Genomic DNA, 16,502 nt, shown 5'->3' on the forward strand with positions numbered 1-16,502 from the left:
GATCGGCCCGTGCGGACCAGTCCGTGCGGACCAGTCCGTGCGGATCAGTCCGTGCGGATCAGACGGACGGGAGGTCGTGCAGGTTGTTGCACACGGTGTCCTCCGGGGCGGCCCACAGCCGCTTCTCGCACCCGGCGGACACCACGCGGACCCGCAGCTGCCCCGACGACCCCGGGACGTAGTAGAGGTGGACCTCGCTCTCGATGTCCCGGATGATCCGGGTGGTCGACCGCGGGGACCACACCTCCGCGGGATTGCACAGGGCGACGATGTTCCCGAGGGGGTCCGTGCGGACGCCCGTGACGGGTCGCTGGTCGGTCATCGGTAGAACTCCTGAGCTCGTGCCCCGGCCGGCACCGCCGGTCCGGGGATCAGTCGTATACCACGGTGCGGTCCTGCGCACCACCCTCCACCGGGGTCGTGTGCCGGCCGCCTGGGTTTTCGTTTGCTTTTGACGCACTCCGGGCGTTCGCTTTTGACTCACGGGGCGTTGCCCGGGATCATCGGTGCCTGAACCCTCTCTCGCGGCGGACCTGGATCCTGGTCCGCGGGACCGGAGAGGACGGTGCTCGGACCACGGCCTTCGGGGGAAGGCAGGCTCCGGGCGCACCGGGGACAGTGATCATGACAGTGGGGGATCATGACAATGGATGGGGAACACTCGATCAGGCTGCGGCTTCTCGGCAACGTCGAGGTCGAGCTCGACGGCACCGTGCTGGCCCTGGGCCACCGGCAGCAGCGCCTGCTGGCCGCGCTCGCCGTCCTCGGTCCCAAGCCGCGCCGGTTCCTCGGCGAGCTGCTGTGGCCCGACCGGACCGCGGAGCGCGCGATGGGCAGCCTGCGCACCACCGTCTTCAACATCTCGCGCCAGGTGCCCGGAGCCGTCGGGGCCCGCGGCAACAACATCGCCCTGGCCGAAACGGTCACCGTGGACCTGCACGAGCTGCGCGCGTCCCTGGACCGGGCGGCCACCGCCACGGCGCCCGTGACGGAGGACCCCTGGTTCCTGTCCCCCGACGGCGCCCAGCTTCTGCCCGGCTGGTACGACGGCTGGGTGATGGCCGAGCAGGACCGGCTGCGGACCCTGTACGTCAACGCCGTGGAGCACCTCGCCCGGCTCTCCCTGGAGCACCGCGACTTCTACCGGGCCCACGTGCTCGCCGACAACGTCCGGGCCCTGGACCCGCTGCGGGAGAGCGCGGTCCGCGTGTCGATCGAGGCGGACCTGGGTCTCGGCAACAACGCCCCGGCCCTGCAGACGTTCCGCAGCTTCTGCAGCACGATGGCCGACGAGCTCGGAGCGCCGCCCTCCCCCCAGATCACCCAGCTGATGGGCCACATGCGCAGCGCCTGACGCGCTCCCGCACGGAGCCGTCCCGCCCTGAGCCGTCCCGGCCGGTGCGTGCCCGGCGGCGGGGCAACGGCGTCCCCGCGACCCGCTGCCGGGTCGCGGGGACGTCCACTGGGCGGTCATGGCCGGGTCATCGTCCCGAGGTCAGGGCGGCCGTGGCCGACCGCACCGGGATGCCGCGCCAGGCGGTGTGGGGCAGCAGCTGCTCGCCCTTCATCACCAGCGACAGGGCGTCCACCGAGGCACCCGCGCCGACCGTCGTGTCGTAGAGCACGATCGAGCGCGCACCGACGGAGGCCCCGGGCAGGATCTCCACGTGGGACATCTTCATCACGCGGTCCTCGAAGAGGTGCGTCTGCAGCGACACGTCCGTCGAGACGGCGGCGTCGTCGCCGATGTGGACGAGGTCGAACTCGGTCAGGTAGGTGGTGCCGATGTACGTCCGCCGGCCGATCTGCGCGCCGAACAGGCGCAGGACCGGGCCGATCAGGGGCGTGCCCACGAGACCGCCGATGAGGGCGGGGACCGCCGCGGACTCGTACACGCCGGTGACGAACTCGCTGCGCCGGACGAAGTTGTCCCACAGCGGCTCGACGCGCTGGCGGTACCGGCCCACGATCGCCCACTTCAGGACGACGACGGCGAGGACCACGGTCAGGCCGGTGGCCAGCGCGACGAGGGGCAGCACGGCCACGAAGCCGAGCAGCGTCAGCTCGGGCACCAGGGCGACCGAGGCGAGCAGGCCCAGGTAGCCGATCAGCCCGATCAGCGCCGGCGGGACCGTGATGCGCAGCGCCTCGATGACGAGGCGGGCCGCCACCTTGCCGCGCGAGGGCCGGAAGGTGAGGCTCTCGTCGTAGTTGCCGCTGTCCTGCCGGCGGGGCAGGAACATGGCGGGCGAGCCCAGCCAGGACGTGCCGTCCGGCACGTCGGCCGGGGGCACCGAGGCGACGCCCACCAGGGAGCCCTCGCCCATCCGGGTGCCCGAGGGCACGAACGCGGCGTTGCCCACGAACGAGCGGTCGCCCACCACGGTGCGCTCCATGTACAGGTGACCGTGGTGGTAGACGGCGCTGCCCACGCTGGCCATGTCCGCGACGAAGCTTCCCTCGCCGAGGGTGAGGAGGTCCGGGTCGATGTGGCCGACCGTGGAGACCTCGGAGCGAGGGCCGACCTTGGCGCCCAGGGCGCGCAGCCAGGGGACCGTGTACATCGTGGCGTACAGGGCGTTGGTGCTCTCCAGGCTGGTGGAGAGCAGCTGGTCCGCCATCCACTTGCGCACGCCGAGCCCGCTGCGCACGGGGTGGATGCCGGTGGGCGTGCGGCGCAGGACGATCTTCCGGCCGCCCGCGACCACGGCGCAGACCGTGAGCACGTAGACGACACCGACCGCCGGGGTGAGGGCGAGCCCCACGGGGAGGCCGAACTCCAGGGCCGCGGCCCAGATCATCAGGAAGGACGGGAGCACCAGGACGAAGGGCATCAGCTCGAGGACCAGCCAGCCCAGGAGCAGGCCGGCCGCCAGCGGGGCGGGCCAGCGGCCGCTGGGCAGCGGGCGCCGCTCCATCCGCTCGAGCAGCTCGTCGTCCCCGTCACCGGGCCGGGCCGGGGAGCCCAGCCAGTGCTCGCCGGCGGGGATCGTCTGGTTGCGGGAGGCCAGGGACTGCTCGGCCAGGCGGGCACCGTCCTCGATCCGGGTGCCCGGCTGCAGGAGGGCGTTGGCCCCCACGAACGCGTCGTCGCCGATGTGCACCGGCGCGATGGTCACCCACCCCTCCTCGACCTGGGCGGTCTGCACGGAGGAGTTGTAGCCGATGCTGGCGCGGGCGCCGACGGTGACGAGCGAGGGCAGGCCGATGGCGGCGGTGCCCACGTGGGCGTCCGGACCGATCCTGGCGCCCAGCAGGCGCAGGTAGACGGCGGCCATCGGGGTGCCGGTCAGGAGGTTGAGCGGCGAGAGCCGGGTCAGCCCGTCGATGCACCAGAGCAGGTAGTACTGCCGGCCCCAGAGGGCGTGGTGCCCCGGTCTGACGAAGCGTCCCAGCACGCGGGAGCCGAGGAACGGCAGGAGGACGCGGGCGAGCACCGAGACCAGGACGCCCACCAGGAGCATGTCCCACATCAGGGCGTAGCTGAACTGACCGCCGTAGGAGTACAGGACCGCGGCGAGCGGGGAGCCGACGAGCATGGCCGCCAGGACCATCGTCGTCACCTGCGCGAGGCCGCACAGCGCCACGCGGCCGCTGGTGTGGTGCAGCGGCGCGGGGCGGTCGTCCGGGGCGGCCGCGGCGGGGACGTACGCCGGGGCGGCGTCCAGGTGGCGCGCCAGGTCCCGGACGGTCGGGTAGGTGTAGATGTCCGCGATGGAGATGTCCTGGTCCGGGTGCGCGCGGCGCAGCTCGGACGTGGCGGTCGCGGCGAGCAGCGAGTGCCCGCCGAGCTCCATGAAGAAGTCCGCCTCCACGGAGAGCTGGTCCTCGGGGATGCGGAAGACCTTGGACCACACCTCCGTGATCCCCCACTCGGCGTCCGTCGCAGGCGGGACCAGCCCCATCGTGGTGACGAAGCGGGGCGTGCTGGGGTCCGGCAGGTTCTTCCGGTCCACCTTGCCGCTGACCATCATCGGCATCGCGGGCAGGATCTCGTAGAAGGACGGCACCATGTACGGCGGCAGCGCCGCGACCACGGAGTCGTGGAGCAGCTCGAAGAGGGCGCGCTCGTCGCGCACCGGGGCGCGCAGGGTGAGGAACGCCGCGACGTCGTCGCCGCCGGAGGTGAGCTTCACGGCGGCGTCCGCCACCGCGTCCTCCCGGCGCAGCACGTTCTCGATCTCCTGCAGGTCCGCGCGGTGACCGCGGATCTTCACCTCGCTGTCGGCGCGGCCGAGGTACTCGATCTCGCCGTCGGGCATGAACCGGCCCAGGTCGCCGGTGCGGTAGATCCGTCCGGCCCGGGGCCCGTCCGGGTGGGGGCGGAAGCGCTCCTCGGTGACGTGCGGCAGGTTGACGTAGCCGCGGGCCACGCCGGGGCCGGCGATGCAGATCTCGCCCGGCTCGCCGTCGGCGACCTCGTTCATCTCCTCGTCGAGGATCCGCACCTCGTAGGTGGGCAGGGGCTTGCCGATGGTCACGGGCCGCCCGGGGGCGAGCTCGCCCCACGTGGCGGTCACGGTGCCCTCGGTGGGGCCGTAGGTGTTGAGCATCCGGCGCTCGGGGGTGGACCACCGCTCCACGAGGTCGGCGGGGCAGGCCTCGCCGCCCACCAGGATGCTGCGGATGCGGGGCAGGTCGTGCTCGAGGGTGGCCAGGACGGTCGGCACGCAGTAGAGCACGGAGATCTCCATGCGCTGCAGGAACTCGGCGAGCCCCTGTCCCAGGCGGGCGTCGTCGGTGGGGCCGGCCACCAGGGAGGCGCCCACGGCCCAGGTCGGCCAGATCTCCTCGATGGAGAAGTCGAACGCGATGGTCATGCCCTGGTAGACGCGGTCCTCGGAGCGGACGTCGTAGACCTCGGGCACGATCTCGATGAAGTTGCAGATGCTCGAGTGCGCGACCTCGACGCCCTTGGGGCGGCCGGTCGAGCCCGAGGTGTAGATGATGTAGCACGTGGGGTCGCCCTCGTGGCGGACGACCGGGCGGTGCGCGGGCGCCTCCCCGAGCCGCTCGCCGATCCGGCCGACGTCGACGACGTCGGCGGGCGCGTCCTCGACCAGGGCCACGAACTCGGCGGAGGTCAGCATGAGGGACAGGTCGGAGTCCTCGGCGATGAACTGCACGCGGTCCGCGGGCAGATTCGGGTCGATCGGGACGAAGGTGGCGCCCGTCTTGAGGATCGCCAGGAGGGACGCGTAGAGCATCGTGGAGCGCTGGAGCAGGATCCCGACGCGGTCGCCCGCGCTCAGGCCGTAGCCGGTGATCAGGTGGGCCAGGCGGTTGGCGAGCTCGTCGAGCTCCGCGTAGGTGTAGGCCCGGCCGTCGGCGTGCAGCGCCTGGGCGTCGGGGGTCAGGTCGCAGCTGCGCTCGAAGAAGTGGTGCAGCCGGGTGGGCTTGGTCTCCGTGCTCCGGACGCCCCGGGTCGAGGGCTCCGTCCACGGAGCTGCTCCGGCGGGGCCTCCCTTCGCGGCGGCCTCGTCCCACAGCACTCGCTCTGCCGCCGCAGCCTCCTCGCGGCGGTGAGAGCGATGTGGCACTGAGGTCATGTCCAACTCCTTTCGATGCACGTAACACCGGTGTTACCGGCACGTCCGTTCTACGGAGCGGGGCGTTATGGCCTCCTCACGGATCCGTCACCGCGGCGTTATTCCTCCGTTATCGATGCGTTCGCCGGTGGAGCTGCCAGGGGCGATGCCGACCGCCCGATCGGTTTCCAGTGGTAAAGATCACAGCCCGCATCTCGCTCTGCGAGACGTTTTCGACTGCAATCGTGCGGTTCTCGGGGCGGGGGTCGACGGTCGGGGACGCTCCCCCGGCGCGCGCCGGGCGCCGGGAGGTGGGTGGCCGGTCGCCCGTCCCGGCCACAGCTCCGGGGACAGGAGAATTCCCCCTGTTACCTTTCGTGAACGAGCGTCGGGCCGTTCCGGCACGCACGAGGCCCCCGCACGGGAACAGGACCGTCTCGTCCCTGTTCCCGTGCGGGGGCCTCGTGCTGCGCCGCGCCCCGGGTGCCGCTCAGCCGGCCGGGGAGCCCCGGTCCTCGTCGTCGCCGGAGGGCGTCGCCGCGGCGCCGTCCGGCCGGGCCGCCCAGGTGAGGTAGCCGCCGTCGAGGTTGACGACGTCCCGTCCGTGCTGCGCCAGGACCCGGGCCGCGAGGTAGCCGCGCAGGCCGGCCTGGCAGTGCACCACGAGCTCGCCCTCCGGCAGCTCGTCGAGGCGGTCCCGCAGCTGGTCCAGCTCGATGTTGATCCCGCCGGGGATCGGCATCGCCGTGTGCTCGCCCGGGGTGCGGACGTCCAGCAGGGTGGCGCCCGAGGCGAGGCGGTCGTCGAGCTCGTGCCACTGGACGGTCTCGACGAGCCCGTCCCGGTGGTTGCGGTCGATGTAGCCGAGCATGTTCACGGGGTCCTTGGCGGAGCCGTAGAGCGGGGAGTAGGCCAGCTCGAGCTCGGCGAGATCGGCGGCCGCGATGCCTCCGGTGATGGCCGTGGCGAGGACGTCGATGCGCTTGTCCACGCCCGCCCCGCCCACGCCCTGGGCGCCGAGGATCGCGTCGTCCTCCGGGTCCACGAGCAGCTTGAGGGTCATCCCCTCCGCCCCGGGGTAGTAGCCGGCGTGGTTCGCGGGGTGCGTGTGGATCGCGCGGTAGGACCGGCCCGCGGCGCGCAGCCGCTTCTCGTTCCAACCCGTGGCCGCGGCCGTGAGGCCGAAGACGCCGACCACGGAGGTGCCCAGCACCGGCCGGTCGGAGACGTCCATGCCGGCGATCACGTCGGCGACGAGCCGGCCCTGGAGATTGGCCGTGTTGGCCAGCGCGACGAGCGTGGCGGACCCGTCGAGGGCGTCGCGCTTCTCCACGGCGTCCCCCACGGCGTAGACGTCCGGGTCGGAGGTGCGGAGGTGCTCGTCGACGACGATGCCGCCGCGCGCCCCGACCTCCAGCCCCGCGGCCCGGGCCAGCGTGCTGTCGGGGCGGACGCCGACCGCGGCGAGGACCACGTCGGCCGGCAGCTCGGTGCCGTCGTCGAGCGTCACGGTGCGCTCCCCCACCTCGGTGACCGTGGTCCCCAGCCGCAGGTCGAGCCCGCGCTCGCGCATCAGGGTGTGCACGGGCTCGACCATCTCCGGGTCGAGCGGGGCCATGACCTGGGGGGGGAGGGGGGCGGCCTCGACGAGGGAGACCTGCAGGCCGCGGTGGACGAGCTGCTCGGCGACCTCGAGGCCGACGTAGCCGCCGCCGACGACCACGGCGGAGCGGGCGCCCTCGACCGCGGCCACGACCGCGTCGGTGTTCTCGATGTCGCGCAGGACCAGGGCGCGCTCGATGCCGGGCACGGGCGGGCGGACGGGGACGGCCCCCGGGGGAGAGGACGAGGACGTCGTAGCCCCGCTCCTCCTCCCGGCCGGAGGCGAGGTCCCGGACGCGCAGCACGTGCCGGTCCCGGTCGACGCCGACGACCTCGTGCCCCACCCGGACGTCGAGGCCGAACCGGGCGCCCAGGGACTGCGGGGTCTGCAGCAGCAGCGCGGAGCGCTCCTCGATGACGCCGCCCACGTGGTAGGGCAGGCCGCAGTTGGCGAAGGACACGTGGCCGCTGCGTTCGTACACCGTGATCTCGGCGTCCTCCAGCAGGCGGCGCAGACGGGTGGCCGCGGACATTCCGCCGGCGACGCCGCCCACGATGACGATTCTCGTGCGGTCATGCTACCGGCGCCGCTCAGGCCGCCGCGCGGCCCGCCCGCTCCGGCCAGCCCGGTGTCCTGAGCCTGCGCCGGAGGGTGCTGCCGGGCCGGGAACCGGTGAACTCGCCGTCGGCCCCGCACGCCGCGAGCCAGCCGGGCGCGTCCCGTCCCAGCACGTGCGCGGCGCGGGCGTAGGCCTGGGCCTCCACCGCGCTCTGCGCGGCGACCACGACCCGGTCCCACGGGCTCGCCGCGGCGGCGCCGGTCTCCGGGTTGACCAGGACGCTCCCGGGGCTCTCCACCACCGCGAGTCCCCGCCGGCCGCGCTCGACGAGGGCCGCCCGCACCCCGGGCTCCACGCCGGCCCGGGGTGCGGCGGTCCGGGGGTCCGCGCTCCGTGCCGCCGGGGCGGCGCCCACGAGGGCGGCGGCCGCGGCGGTCGGCCCGCCCACGGTGCACGCCGCGCCGACCTCGGCGACCAGCGCAACGCCGGGGTGCGTCTCCGTGAAGACCCGGACGATGCGGTCCGCCGCCCACGCGTCGGCGACCGGCGCGAGGTCCAGGACCGTGCCGCGGCCCATGCGCAGCCGCCGGGTGGCCACGTCCAGGTCGAGGCTCCCGATCCCGGGCGCCGGGTGCGGCTCGAGCCCGTCCAGGGCCCGCCAGGCCGCCCCGCCGGTGGTGGGATCGGTGAGCCCGCTCGTGAGGCGGGCGGAGAGCAGGGCCGCCGCGACGATCCCGGCGAGCACGGGCCCGAGGACGACGTCGACGTCCTCGTGCTCGGCGAACCGGTTCAGCAGGGACAGCTCCGAGTCGATGCGCTCGGGCGCGACGGCGCGGGCGACCTCGCGGCGCACGTGCTCGGCGAGCCGGACGGCCTCGGCCTGGAGGTCCGGGGCGGGGGCGCGCGCGGCGCCGGCGTCCGGGGCGCGGGGCGGGATCGGGGTGGGCATGACCGTCTCCTGGTGGTGGGGGGAGAGGCGGACAACGGTGACGTGCGGGGGGACACGGACAGCTGCTGTCGAGCATACGCGCGCCGGGCCCGGCCGGCGGTGACGTGACCCCCCGTTACCCGACCGCCGTGCTCGCGCACCGGGACCGGCCCGTGACGGCCGCCGGGCCGCCGGCCGGGACGCCGAGCGGGGCCCCGGAGGGCGCCCGCACCCAGCGCAGCACGTCGGCCGGGCGGTTCGTGGTGAGCTGCTGGACGCCGAGCGCGCGGCACAGGTCCACGTCCCGTGCGGTGTCGACCGTCCAGACCCGCAGCACGCGTCCCTCCGCCCGCCACTGCCGCACGAGGTCGGGGCGGGCCCGGACGAAGTCCAGCCCCGGGCCCACCAGGTCCACGAGGCCCGCCGAGATCACGGGCAGCGCCGGCGGCACCACGAACCGCATCCCGGCGTGGAGCACCGCCGCGGCCGTGCGGCCCACGCGCAGGCTGTCCCCGACCGTGCGGCGGGTGGTCGTCCCGACCAGCTGGCACACGTGCCGGGCGGGCACCGTCTCCAGGAAGTGCCGGACGGCGTCGGGGTGGAAGCTCATCAGCGAGACCGTGACGTCGTCCAGCCGCCCGGTCTCGGGATCCCAGCCCTCCCGCATCAGCAGACCGAGGACCTCCTCCTCGAGCCGGTGGCCGAACGGGCTGGGGTGCTTCGTCTCCACGGCCAGGCCCACGGGCCGGCCCGCTCCCCGCAGCAGGTCCAGCAGCTCGGGCAGGGTGAGCAGCTGACGGCCCGGCGCCCCGTGGCCCGGCGGGATGCGCACGCCCTTCCAGGAGGTCCAGTCGAGGCGGCGCAGCTCGGCGAGCGTGCGGGCGGAGACGGGGCCCCGGCCGTCGCTCGTGCGGCCCAGCTGGGCGTCGTGGTGCAGGACGAGGTGGCCGTCGCGGCTGAGGTGGACGTCGCACTCCACCCCGTCGGCGCCGTCCAGCAGCGCCTGCACGTAGGCGGCCCGGGTGTGCTCGGGGAGGTCCGCGCTGGCCCCCCGGTGCGCATAGACGATCGGCCGCACGGCGCTCCCTCGGCTGTCGGTCGGGGCGCGGTGGGCCCCGCTCGTGCACCAGGCTAGGCAGACGCGGTGAACGCGGGGCCACGCCCCGGCGGACCTGTCGTGAACGACGACGACGCCCCGCCGGGCGCGGGGCGTCGTCGAGCGGCAGCGCGGGAGCGCGGCGCGGGGTCTACTGCTCCCCGGTGATCTCGCCGCGGGCCGCGGCGGCCGTGTCGGCCTTCCGGCCCCGCCTGCCCTTCCGGGACGTGCCGTCGTCGAACCGGGGGGCCCGCTCCTCGGGCCCGAGCTCGGCCGGGAACGTGGTGGGCAGCGGCCCGAACGCCTCGTGCGTCGCGGCGATGACCTGCTTGGACATGGCCAGGTTCGCTCCCCCGCCGACGATCGCGCCCACGCCGAACGGCAGGGCGCGGCCGAACACGGCGCCGGTCTGCTTGAGCAGGAAGCGCTTGACGAACATGTTGCGGATGATCCTGCTGACGTCGAAGGTCTTCGAGTCGTCCTTGCCCATCATCAGGCCCCAGGAGGACATCATGCCGCGGCCCTTGGTGCCGCTGGCCAGGATCTGGTTCATGACCTGGCGGCCGTCCTCGCCGAGCATCAGGGCCATGACCATGGTGCGGGTCTTCTCCGGGTCCTCCGTGTGCACGCCGTGCAGCTCGGCGATCGCCTGGGCGTACAGGGCGGTGGCCTCGAGGTAGCCGACCACCGCGAAGGAGGACAGGCCGAGGGACGCGACGGTGCCGATGCCGGGGACCACCGCGGTGGCGCCGACGGCCCCGCCGCCCATGGTCACGGACCGGACGTAGATCTTCTCGAGCCGCCTGGCGATCTGCTCGGGCGTCTCGTCGGGATGGTCGGCGCGCTCCTTCTTCACGAAGCCCAGGACCACGGGCCGCTGCACGCGCAGCACGGTGTCGAGGAGCTTGTTCATGGCGGGCTTGGGCTTGCCCTCGTCGTCGAACGCGTTGTTCAGGGGATTCAGGTCCATGGCGTGCTCTCCTTGTGGGGTGCCGGGACGGTGGGTCTCGGCCCACTATATGCACAGCAGGCTGATCGGGTTCCGGGATTCGCCGACGGCTGAGGAGGGGTGCGGTCAGCTCCCGGGCAGCCGGGAGACGGACGGGTCGACCTGCTGGAAGGAGTCCGGGAACTCGGCGCGCAGCCGGACCAGCTCCCGGGCGAAGGCGTCCAGGTCCCGGTCCTCCTGGCTGACCGGCTGCCACTGCCGGGCGGGCAGGGCGTGGCCCTGGTCGTCGAGGGCGACCATGACCATGAGGCAGTTGGTGGTCAGGGCGAGCTCGCCGGTCGCGGGGTCCCCCGACCAGCAGTTCACGGAGATGTGCAGGCCGCGGGCCGCGGTGTGGATGAGCCGCGCCCGGACCTCCACGAGGTGGCCGATGTGCATGGGCCGGTAGAACCGGACGCCCCCGGCGTAGACGGCGATGACCGGCCGGCCCGCCCACCGGGCCCCGCACACGTACGCGGCCTCGTCGATCCAGCGCATGGCCGTGCCCCCGTGCACCTTCCCGCCCCAGTTGATGTCCGTGGGCGCGGCGAGGAAGCGCAGCACGGTCTCCTCGGCGGTGCCCTCGTCCGTGTACCGCTGCTCCGCCATCAGCTCCTCGATGCTGTTGCGCAGCTCGATCCGCCGCTGCGTGACGGCCGACTGCTGGCGCTCGTGCTCCGTCTCGGGCGCCCACTGCGGGACGGGGGTGGGGCGGCCGTCCCCGTCCACGGCCACCATGATGATCAGGCACGTGTCCTTGAGGGTCACCCCGTGCTCGCGGGGGTCCGCGGAGGCGACCTCCACCCGGATGTGCATCGAGGACCGTCCGGTGTGCACGATCTTCGCGGAGACCTCCACCATGTCCCCCACGCACACCGGGCGGTCGAAGTGGATGTTGCCCACGTACGCCGTCACGCAGTAGGCCCGGGACCAGCCCACGGCGCACGCGTAGGCGGCCTTGTCGATCCACTCGAGGACGCGCCCGCCGTCCACGGTGCCGGTGCGCCCGGCGTCGGTCGGGGCGGCGAGGAAGCGGAGAACGGCGGTGTCGCGTGCGGCCATGCCCCCAGTGTGGCACGGGTCACCCCGTGGTCCGCCCCGCGGCCCACCCGACCGCTCGCCCGCTCACTCGACGACGGGCGCCCACGCGTTGAGCCGGCGGAGCATGTCCGGACTTCTTGCGGGTGTGCCCCTCCATCCGCACGAGGATGTCGTCGAGGGCCTCGATCGCGTCCACCACGAACGGTCCCTTGTTGAGCATCACGCACTCGGCGCGCTGGCCCATCGCCGCGTCCGTGACCTCGGCCCGGGAGGGCAGGCCCTTCTTGGCGAGGGACTCCAGGACCTGGGTGGCCCAGACCACGGGCACGTGCCCGGCCTCGCACAGCCACAGGATCTCCTCCTGCACCTCGGCCATCCGCTCGAACCCGGCCTCGACCGCGAGGTCCCCGCGCGCGATCATGACGCCCACGTCCTGCCACCGCATGGCCTCCAGCAGCATCGCGGGCAGGGACTCGAAGCCGCCCACGGTCTCGATCTTGAGGGTGACGTCCAGGGCGGTGTTGCCGATCCGCTCGAGCTCCCGCAGCAGGTCGGTCACGTCCTCCCGCGAGCGCACGAAGGACATGTTGACGATGTCGGCGTGCTCGGCCACGAACGGCAGGTGCGTGCGGTCCTCGTCGGTGAGCGAGGAGATGCGCAGGTCCGTCTCGGGCAGGTTGATGCCCTTCCCCGCTTTGAGCTTGGTGCCGTCGGGGCCCGCCTGCAGCACCTCCAGCACGATCTCGTCGGGCCCCACGGAGGTGATCCGGCAGCGGATCCTCCCGTCGTCGATCCAGGCCGGCTGCCCCTCCCGGGCGTCCGTGAACACCTCGGGCAGGGAGCAGCCGATCCGGAAGGGGCTCTCGGACCGGACCGGGGCGGGTGCGAGGTCCCGGGTCAGCACCACGGTGTCCCCCGCGCGCACGCGCAGGGACTGCTCGACGGCGGGCAGCTCGCCGAGCACGCCCTCCGTGCCGTCCTCGGCCCGCACGGCCAGGCCCGTGGCGAAGTACACGGTCTTGGCGCACTCGACGAGCACGCCGGGCCCGGTGGCCTCGATCACCCGCAGGGTCCGTCCGGAGCCGCGCGCGTCCTTGAGCCGCAGCCGCTCCCCCGGGGTGCGGGCCGCGGTCCAGGCGGCGCCGGCCACGGGGACGGCCGGGGCGTCGTCGTCGACCGCCGGGTCCGCCTCGCCCAGCCAGAGGCGGGCCGGGGCGGTCACCCGGCCGCCGCTGTCCCGGGTGGGCTTGATCTTCTCGACCTGCGGACCGGGCTCGATCGGCCCGGTGCGCAGCTTGGGCCCCGCGAGGTCCATGGCCACGCGGACCTCGCGGCCGAGCGCCTGCCCGGCCGCCCGGACGTGCCCGATCATGGCCGCCCACTGCTCGGGGCCGTCGTGCGCGCAGTTGATCCGGGCCACGTCCATGCCGGCGCGGACCATGTCCTGGACGAGCCGGGGGTCCGCGGCGGCCTCCGAGGGGAAGGTGACCATGATCCGGGTGCTGCGCCCCTCCCGGCCCGGGCCGAGCAGGGCCGCGGTGTTACGGCGCAGCACCTCCGCACCGGGCTCGCCGGGCTCGTCGGGGCCGGGCGCCCCGACGTCCTCCTCCGGTCGGCCGGCGAGCACGCGGAGGGTCTCCAGCACGGCGCCGAGGTGGCTCATGACCCCGGCCTCCATCCGCCCCAGGGAGGACACGCCCAGGCCGCTGAGGTCCCGCTGCAGGTCCCGCACGTCCTGGCTGCGCACGGCCACGTAGTCCACGAGGTTGAGCGCGGACCCGCGGTGGCGGGGGTTCACGCGCTCGAGCTGCGGCACGGCCGTCCGGCGGGCCCGGAGCACCACGTCGACGAGCGCCGCGACCCGGTCGTGCAGCCGCGCGGCGCACTCCTGCCGGGCGGTCGCCGCCATGCCGTGCTCCCTCCCGCGGTCCCGGCCGGGTGCTGCCCCGCCGCGACCGCCGTCGACCTGCTGACTCCCCATGATCCTCCTCGTCCGCCCGGCTGTCAGCGCCGACCGTACCCGCCCCGGGCGAACAGCGGCTGAACACGAGGCGACGGGGCCTCAGGCGGGGCGGGCGAACGGGGAGCGGCGCAGGCGGTAGCCGTGGACGGGGATCAGCCGGCGGGAGCCGGTGCCGGCCTCCAGGATCCAGAGCAGCCGCAGGTGGGGGGCGCACTGGCCCACCGTGCCGACGTGGCGGAGGTGGCCCTGCTCCCACACCTCGATCCGGTCGCCGGGGCGGATCCGTGCGGGGTCCTGGACCCAGGTGTCATCGGCGGTCGCGTCGACGGTCGTCGCTCGGAGGGTCGTCATGGCGGCACGTCCTCTCGGGGGTCGGCGTCCGGGGAGGGGGCCCTCGGACACCTCCAGGATCGTCCGCGGATGTGGCCGGCACGTTTCCGTGCGATGGACGGGCCGTGCATTCGTCCCGCGGGGGCTGTGAGACTCACCACGGGGACCGGCGGAGGGCTAGGCTCGTGCGGACGCCACCGCCTGCGCGCGCCCCGCGGCGGGCTGCAGGTCCCGCCACCGGAAGGAGCCGCTGTGATCAGCTCGGAGAACGTCAGGGCCTACGTGGAGCGCATGGCCTCGGACGAGCCCGCCCCCGGCGGCGGCGCCGCGGGCGCCCTGCAGGCCGCGCTGGGCGCGGCCCTGATCGCGATGTCCGCCCGCTACTCCACGGCGTCCGAGCACGCGGACCGTGCCCGGCGCGCGGCCGACCGGGCCGAGGAGCTGATCCCGCGCGCGCTGGGCCTGGCGGACGCCGACGCCGAGGCCTTCGGCGCGCTCTCGGCCGCCTACACCCTGCCGAAGGACACCGCCGAGGAGAAGGCGGAGCGCTCACGGGCCGTCCAGGAGGCCACGGCCGGCGCCGCGCGTCCCCCACGGGAGCTGATCGGCGTGGGCACCGAGGTGGTCGGGCTCGCGCGCGAGCTGACCGGCTGGTGCAACCCCAACGTCCTCAGCGACGTGGCGGCGGCCTCCGAGGCGGCCCGGGCCGCGGTGGCCACGGCCATGGTGACGCTCGAGATCAACGTCCGCGCCCTCAAGGACGCCGCGACCCGGGAGGAGCTGCGTGCGGGGCTGGCCGAGGGCGAGCGGGCCGTCGAGGACGCCGCGGAGCTCACGCGGCTGATCCGCGAGCGCGTCCGGGGCTGAGGACCGGGCCCGCGGGGCCTCAGTCCTCCGCGCCCGCGGCGCTCTCCGTGCCCGCCGTGCCCGCGGGGCGGCGCACCCCGAAGGAGCCGACGACGGCGAGCAGCGAGATGATCCCGCCGCACAGGAAGGCGCTCCGCACGCCCGCCTCGGTGGCCTCCGGAGCCGAGGCCCCGGAGGCCGCCGCGCCGGCGGCGGAGAGGGTCAGCACGGTGACGAACAGGGCCGTGCCCGCCGCGCCCGCCACCTGCTGCAGGGTGCCCACCATGGCGGAGCCGTGCGAGTACAGCCGTGTCGGCAGGGCGCCCAGGCCCGCGGTGAACAGCGGGGTGAACATCAGGGCCAGACCCGTGCTGAGCACCACGTGGGCGAGCAGCACCATCGGGACGGGCGTGGCCCCCGTGGTGGAGGCGAGGTACCACAGGGACGCGCTCAGCAGGATCGAGCCCGGCACGAGCAGCACGGTGGGGCCCGATCGGTCGTAGACCCGGCCCACGAAGGGTGCCAGCAGTCCCATGACGAGCCCGCCGGGCAGCAGCAGCAGGCCCGTGCCCAGGGGGTCGAGGCCGTGCACGGTCTGCAGGTAGATGGGCAGGACGATCAGCGTGCCGAAGAGGGCCATCATGCTGACGGCGAGCACCGCCGTGGACATCGTGAACACCCGGGACCGGAAGGTGCGCAGGTCCAGCAGGGCGCGGTCCGCGCGCTGCAGCCGCGTCTGGCGCCGCACGAACACGGCCAGCGCTGCCACGCCCAGCACGAGCGGCACCCACGCCGGGAGCGCGGCGTCCCCGCCCTCGCCGAGCGTGCTCAGGCCGTAGACCAGGCCGCCGAAGCCCAGGGCCGAGAGCACCACCGAGACCACGTCCAGCGGCGCCGGACGGGGCTCGGTGACGTTCTGCATCCGCCACGCGCCGAGCAGCAGGGAGCCCACCGCGATCGGCAGCACCAGGATGAACATCCACCGCCACTCGAGCACGCTGAGGATGACGCCCGAGATGGTGGGCCCCACAGCCGGGGCCACCGAGATGACGATCGAGATGTTGCCCATGACCCGCCCGCGCCCGGCCGGCGGCACCAGGGTCAGCACCGTGGTCATCAGCAGCGGCATCATGATGGCCGTGCCGCCGGCCTGCACCACCCGCCCCGCGAGCAGCGTCCCGAACCCGGGCGCGGCCGCGCAGACGAGGGTGCCGAGGCTGAACAGGGTCATGGCGGTCAGGAACACGGGCCGGGTGTGCAGGCGCTGGAGCAGGAACCCCGTCACCGGGATGACCACGGCCATGGTCAGCATGTAGGCGGTGGTGAGCCACTGGCCGGCGACCGCCGTGACCGAGAGGTCGGCCATGAGGCGGGGCAGCGCCACGCCCATGATCGTCTCGTTGAGGATCACCACGAACGTGGAGACCAGCAGCAGCCCGATGACCAGGCGGTTGCGGGCGGAGTGGTCGGTGTCCGCGACGACGGCCGGGGGGCCGGTGTCCGGGAGCCCGGTGGCGGGCGCGGGGGCGGGGACGGGAGGGGTCTCGGACACGGGGACGTCGGGTGCCATGGGCGGGGGATCCTTCGGGACGCAGCAGTGATTCACCGGTAGAGCCGTCC

12 protein-coding genes and 1 pseudogene are annotated in these 16,502 nt (G+C 74.2%); 2 read left to right on the forward strand and 11 right to left on the reverse strand.

Annotated elements, in window-relative coordinates; all coding sequences use genetic code 11:
- Positions 1 to 58: 58 nt before the first annotated feature.
- Positions 59 to 322 (reverse strand): hypothetical protein, encoded by a 264-nt coding sequence (locus ACZ2G1_RS08095; RefSeq protein ID WP_017833496.1) that lies wholly within the window; start codon positions 320 to 322, stop codon positions 59 to 61.
- Between the two features lie 324 nt (positions 323 to 646).
- Here ACZ2G1_RS08095 and ACZ2G1_RS08100 point away from each other — a divergent pair, with 324 nt between their 5' ends.
- Complete coding sequence (locus ACZ2G1_RS08100; RefSeq protein ID WP_035928176.1) at positions 647 to 1,354, forward strand: AfsR/SARP family transcriptional regulator; 708 nt, start codon at positions 647 to 649, stop codon at positions 1,352 to 1,354.
- 127 nt (positions 1,355 to 1,481) lie between these two features.
- Here ACZ2G1_RS08100 and ACZ2G1_RS08105 read toward each other — a convergent pair whose 3' ends face one another.
- The 9 genes and pseudogenes from ACZ2G1_RS08105 to ACZ2G1_RS08145 form a co-directional block, all read right to left on the reverse strand.
- Positions 1,482 to 5,549 (reverse strand): Pls/PosA family non-ribosomal peptide synthetase, encoded by a 4,068-nt coding sequence (locus ACZ2G1_RS08105; protein ID WP_229588272.1) that lies wholly within the window; start codon positions 5,547 to 5,549, stop codon positions 1,482 to 1,484.
- A 469-nt stretch (positions 5,550 to 6,018) separates the two neighbouring features.
- On the reverse strand, positions 6,019 to 7,338 hold the full coding sequence (locus ACZ2G1_RS08110; protein ID WP_470377676.1) for an FAD-dependent oxidoreductase: 1,320 nt from the start codon (positions 7,336 to 7,338) through the stop codon (positions 6,019 to 6,021).
- A gap of 64 nt (positions 7,339 to 7,402) precedes the next feature.
- Positions 7,403 to 7,663, reverse strand: a pseudogene (locus tag ACZ2G1_RS08115) (CoA-disulfide reductase); the annotation flags it as partial.
- A gap of 58 nt (positions 7,664 to 7,721) precedes the next feature.
- Positions 7,722 to 8,639 carry an FAD:protein FMN transferase gene (locus ACZ2G1_RS08120; protein ID WP_470377677.1) on the reverse strand — a complete coding sequence of 306 codons (918 nt, stop codon included), beginning with the start codon at positions 8,637 to 8,639 and terminating at the stop codon, positions 7,722 to 7,724.
- 115 nt (positions 8,640 to 8,754) lie between these two features.
- Positions 8,755 to 9,696 (reverse strand): glycerophosphodiester phosphodiesterase, encoded by a 942-nt coding sequence (locus ACZ2G1_RS08125; protein ID WP_426119762.1) that lies wholly within the window; start codon positions 9,694 to 9,696, stop codon positions 8,755 to 8,757.
- 169 nt (positions 9,697 to 9,865) lie between these two features.
- Positions 9,866 to 10,684 (reverse strand): di- and tripeptidase, encoded by an 819-nt coding sequence (locus ACZ2G1_RS08130; RefSeq protein ID WP_109268481.1) that lies wholly within the window; start codon positions 10,682 to 10,684, stop codon positions 9,866 to 9,868.
- Positions 10,685 to 10,789: 105 nt separating this feature from the next.
- Complete coding sequence (locus tag ACZ2G1_RS08135; RefSeq protein WP_017833489.1) at positions 10,790 to 11,764, reverse strand: acyl-CoA thioesterase; 975 nt, start codon at positions 11,762 to 11,764, stop codon at positions 10,790 to 10,792.
- 19 nt (positions 11,765 to 11,783) lie between these two features.
- The gene (locus ACZ2G1_RS08140) at positions 11,784 to 13,724 is read right to left on the reverse strand and encodes a pyruvate kinase (RefSeq protein ID WP_470377678.1); all 1,941 of its coding nucleotides are present in this window, start codon (positions 13,722 to 13,724) and stop codon (positions 11,784 to 11,786) included.
- An 81-nt stretch (positions 13,725 to 13,805) separates the two neighbouring features.
- Positions 13,806 to 14,057 carry a hypothetical protein gene (locus ACZ2G1_RS08145; protein WP_035928159.1) on the reverse strand — a complete coding sequence of 84 codons (252 nt, stop codon included), beginning with the start codon at positions 14,055 to 14,057 and terminating at the stop codon, positions 13,806 to 13,808.
- Positions 14,058 to 14,288: 231 nt separating this feature from the next.
- Here ACZ2G1_RS08145 and ACZ2G1_RS08150 point away from each other — a divergent pair, with 231 nt between their 5' ends.
- Entirely contained in the window at positions 14,289 to 14,903 is a 615-nt protein-coding gene (locus ACZ2G1_RS08150) for a cyclodeaminase/cyclohydrolase family protein (protein WP_035928155.1), read from the forward strand.
- Between the two features lie 19 nt (positions 14,904 to 14,922).
- Here the strand turns inward: ACZ2G1_RS08150 and ACZ2G1_RS08155 are convergent, their stop codons facing one another.
- Positions 14,923 to 16,452 carry a DHA2 family efflux MFS transporter permease subunit gene (locus ACZ2G1_RS08155; protein WP_035928152.1) on the reverse strand — a complete coding sequence of 510 codons (1,530 nt, stop codon included), beginning with the start codon at positions 16,450 to 16,452 and terminating at the stop codon, positions 14,923 to 14,925.
- Between the last annotated feature and the right edge of the window lie 50 nt (positions 16,453 to 16,502).

The organism is Kocuria sp. KKT182, from assembly GCF_055635395.1.

What these genes read in the sequence shown, in the direction of transcription:
- ACZ2G1_RS08155 (WP_035928152.1), bottom strand. Translation starts at nt 16,452, where the DNA reads ATGGCACCCGACGTCCCCGTGTCCGAGACCCCTCCCGTCCCCGCCCCC.
- ACZ2G1_RS08140 (WP_470377678.1), bottom strand. Translation starts at nt 13,724, where the DNA reads ATGGGGAGTCAGCAGGTCGACGGCGGTCGCGGCGGGGCAGCACCCGGC.
- ACZ2G1_RS08105 (WP_229588272.1), bottom strand. Translation starts at nt 5,549, where the DNA reads ATGACCTCAGTGCCACATCGCTCTCACCGCCGCGAGGAGGCTGCGGCG.
- ACZ2G1_RS08100 (WP_035928176.1), top strand. Translation starts at nt 647, where the DNA reads ATGGATGGGGAACACTCGATCAGGCTGCGGCTTCTCGGCAACGTCGAG.
- ACZ2G1_RS08135 (WP_017833489.1), bottom strand. Translation starts at nt 11,764, where the DNA reads ATGGCCGCACGCGACACCGCCGTTCTCCGCTTCCTCGCCGCCCCGACC.
- ACZ2G1_RS08120 (WP_470377677.1), bottom strand. Translation starts at nt 8,639, where the DNA reads ATGCCCACCCCGATCCCGCCCCGCGCCCCGGACGCCGGCGCCGCGCGC.
- ACZ2G1_RS08130 (WP_109268481.1), bottom strand. Translation starts at nt 10,684, where the DNA reads ATGGACCTGAATCCCCTGAACAACGCGTTCGACGACGAGGGCAAGCCC.
- ACZ2G1_RS08095 (WP_017833496.1), bottom strand. Translation starts at nt 322, where the DNA reads ATGACCGACCAGCGACCCGTCACGGGCGTCCGCACGGACCCCCTCGGG.
- ACZ2G1_RS08145 (WP_035928159.1), bottom strand. Translation starts at nt 14,057, where the DNA reads ATGACGACCCTCCGAGCGACGACCGTCGACGCGACCGCCGATGACACC.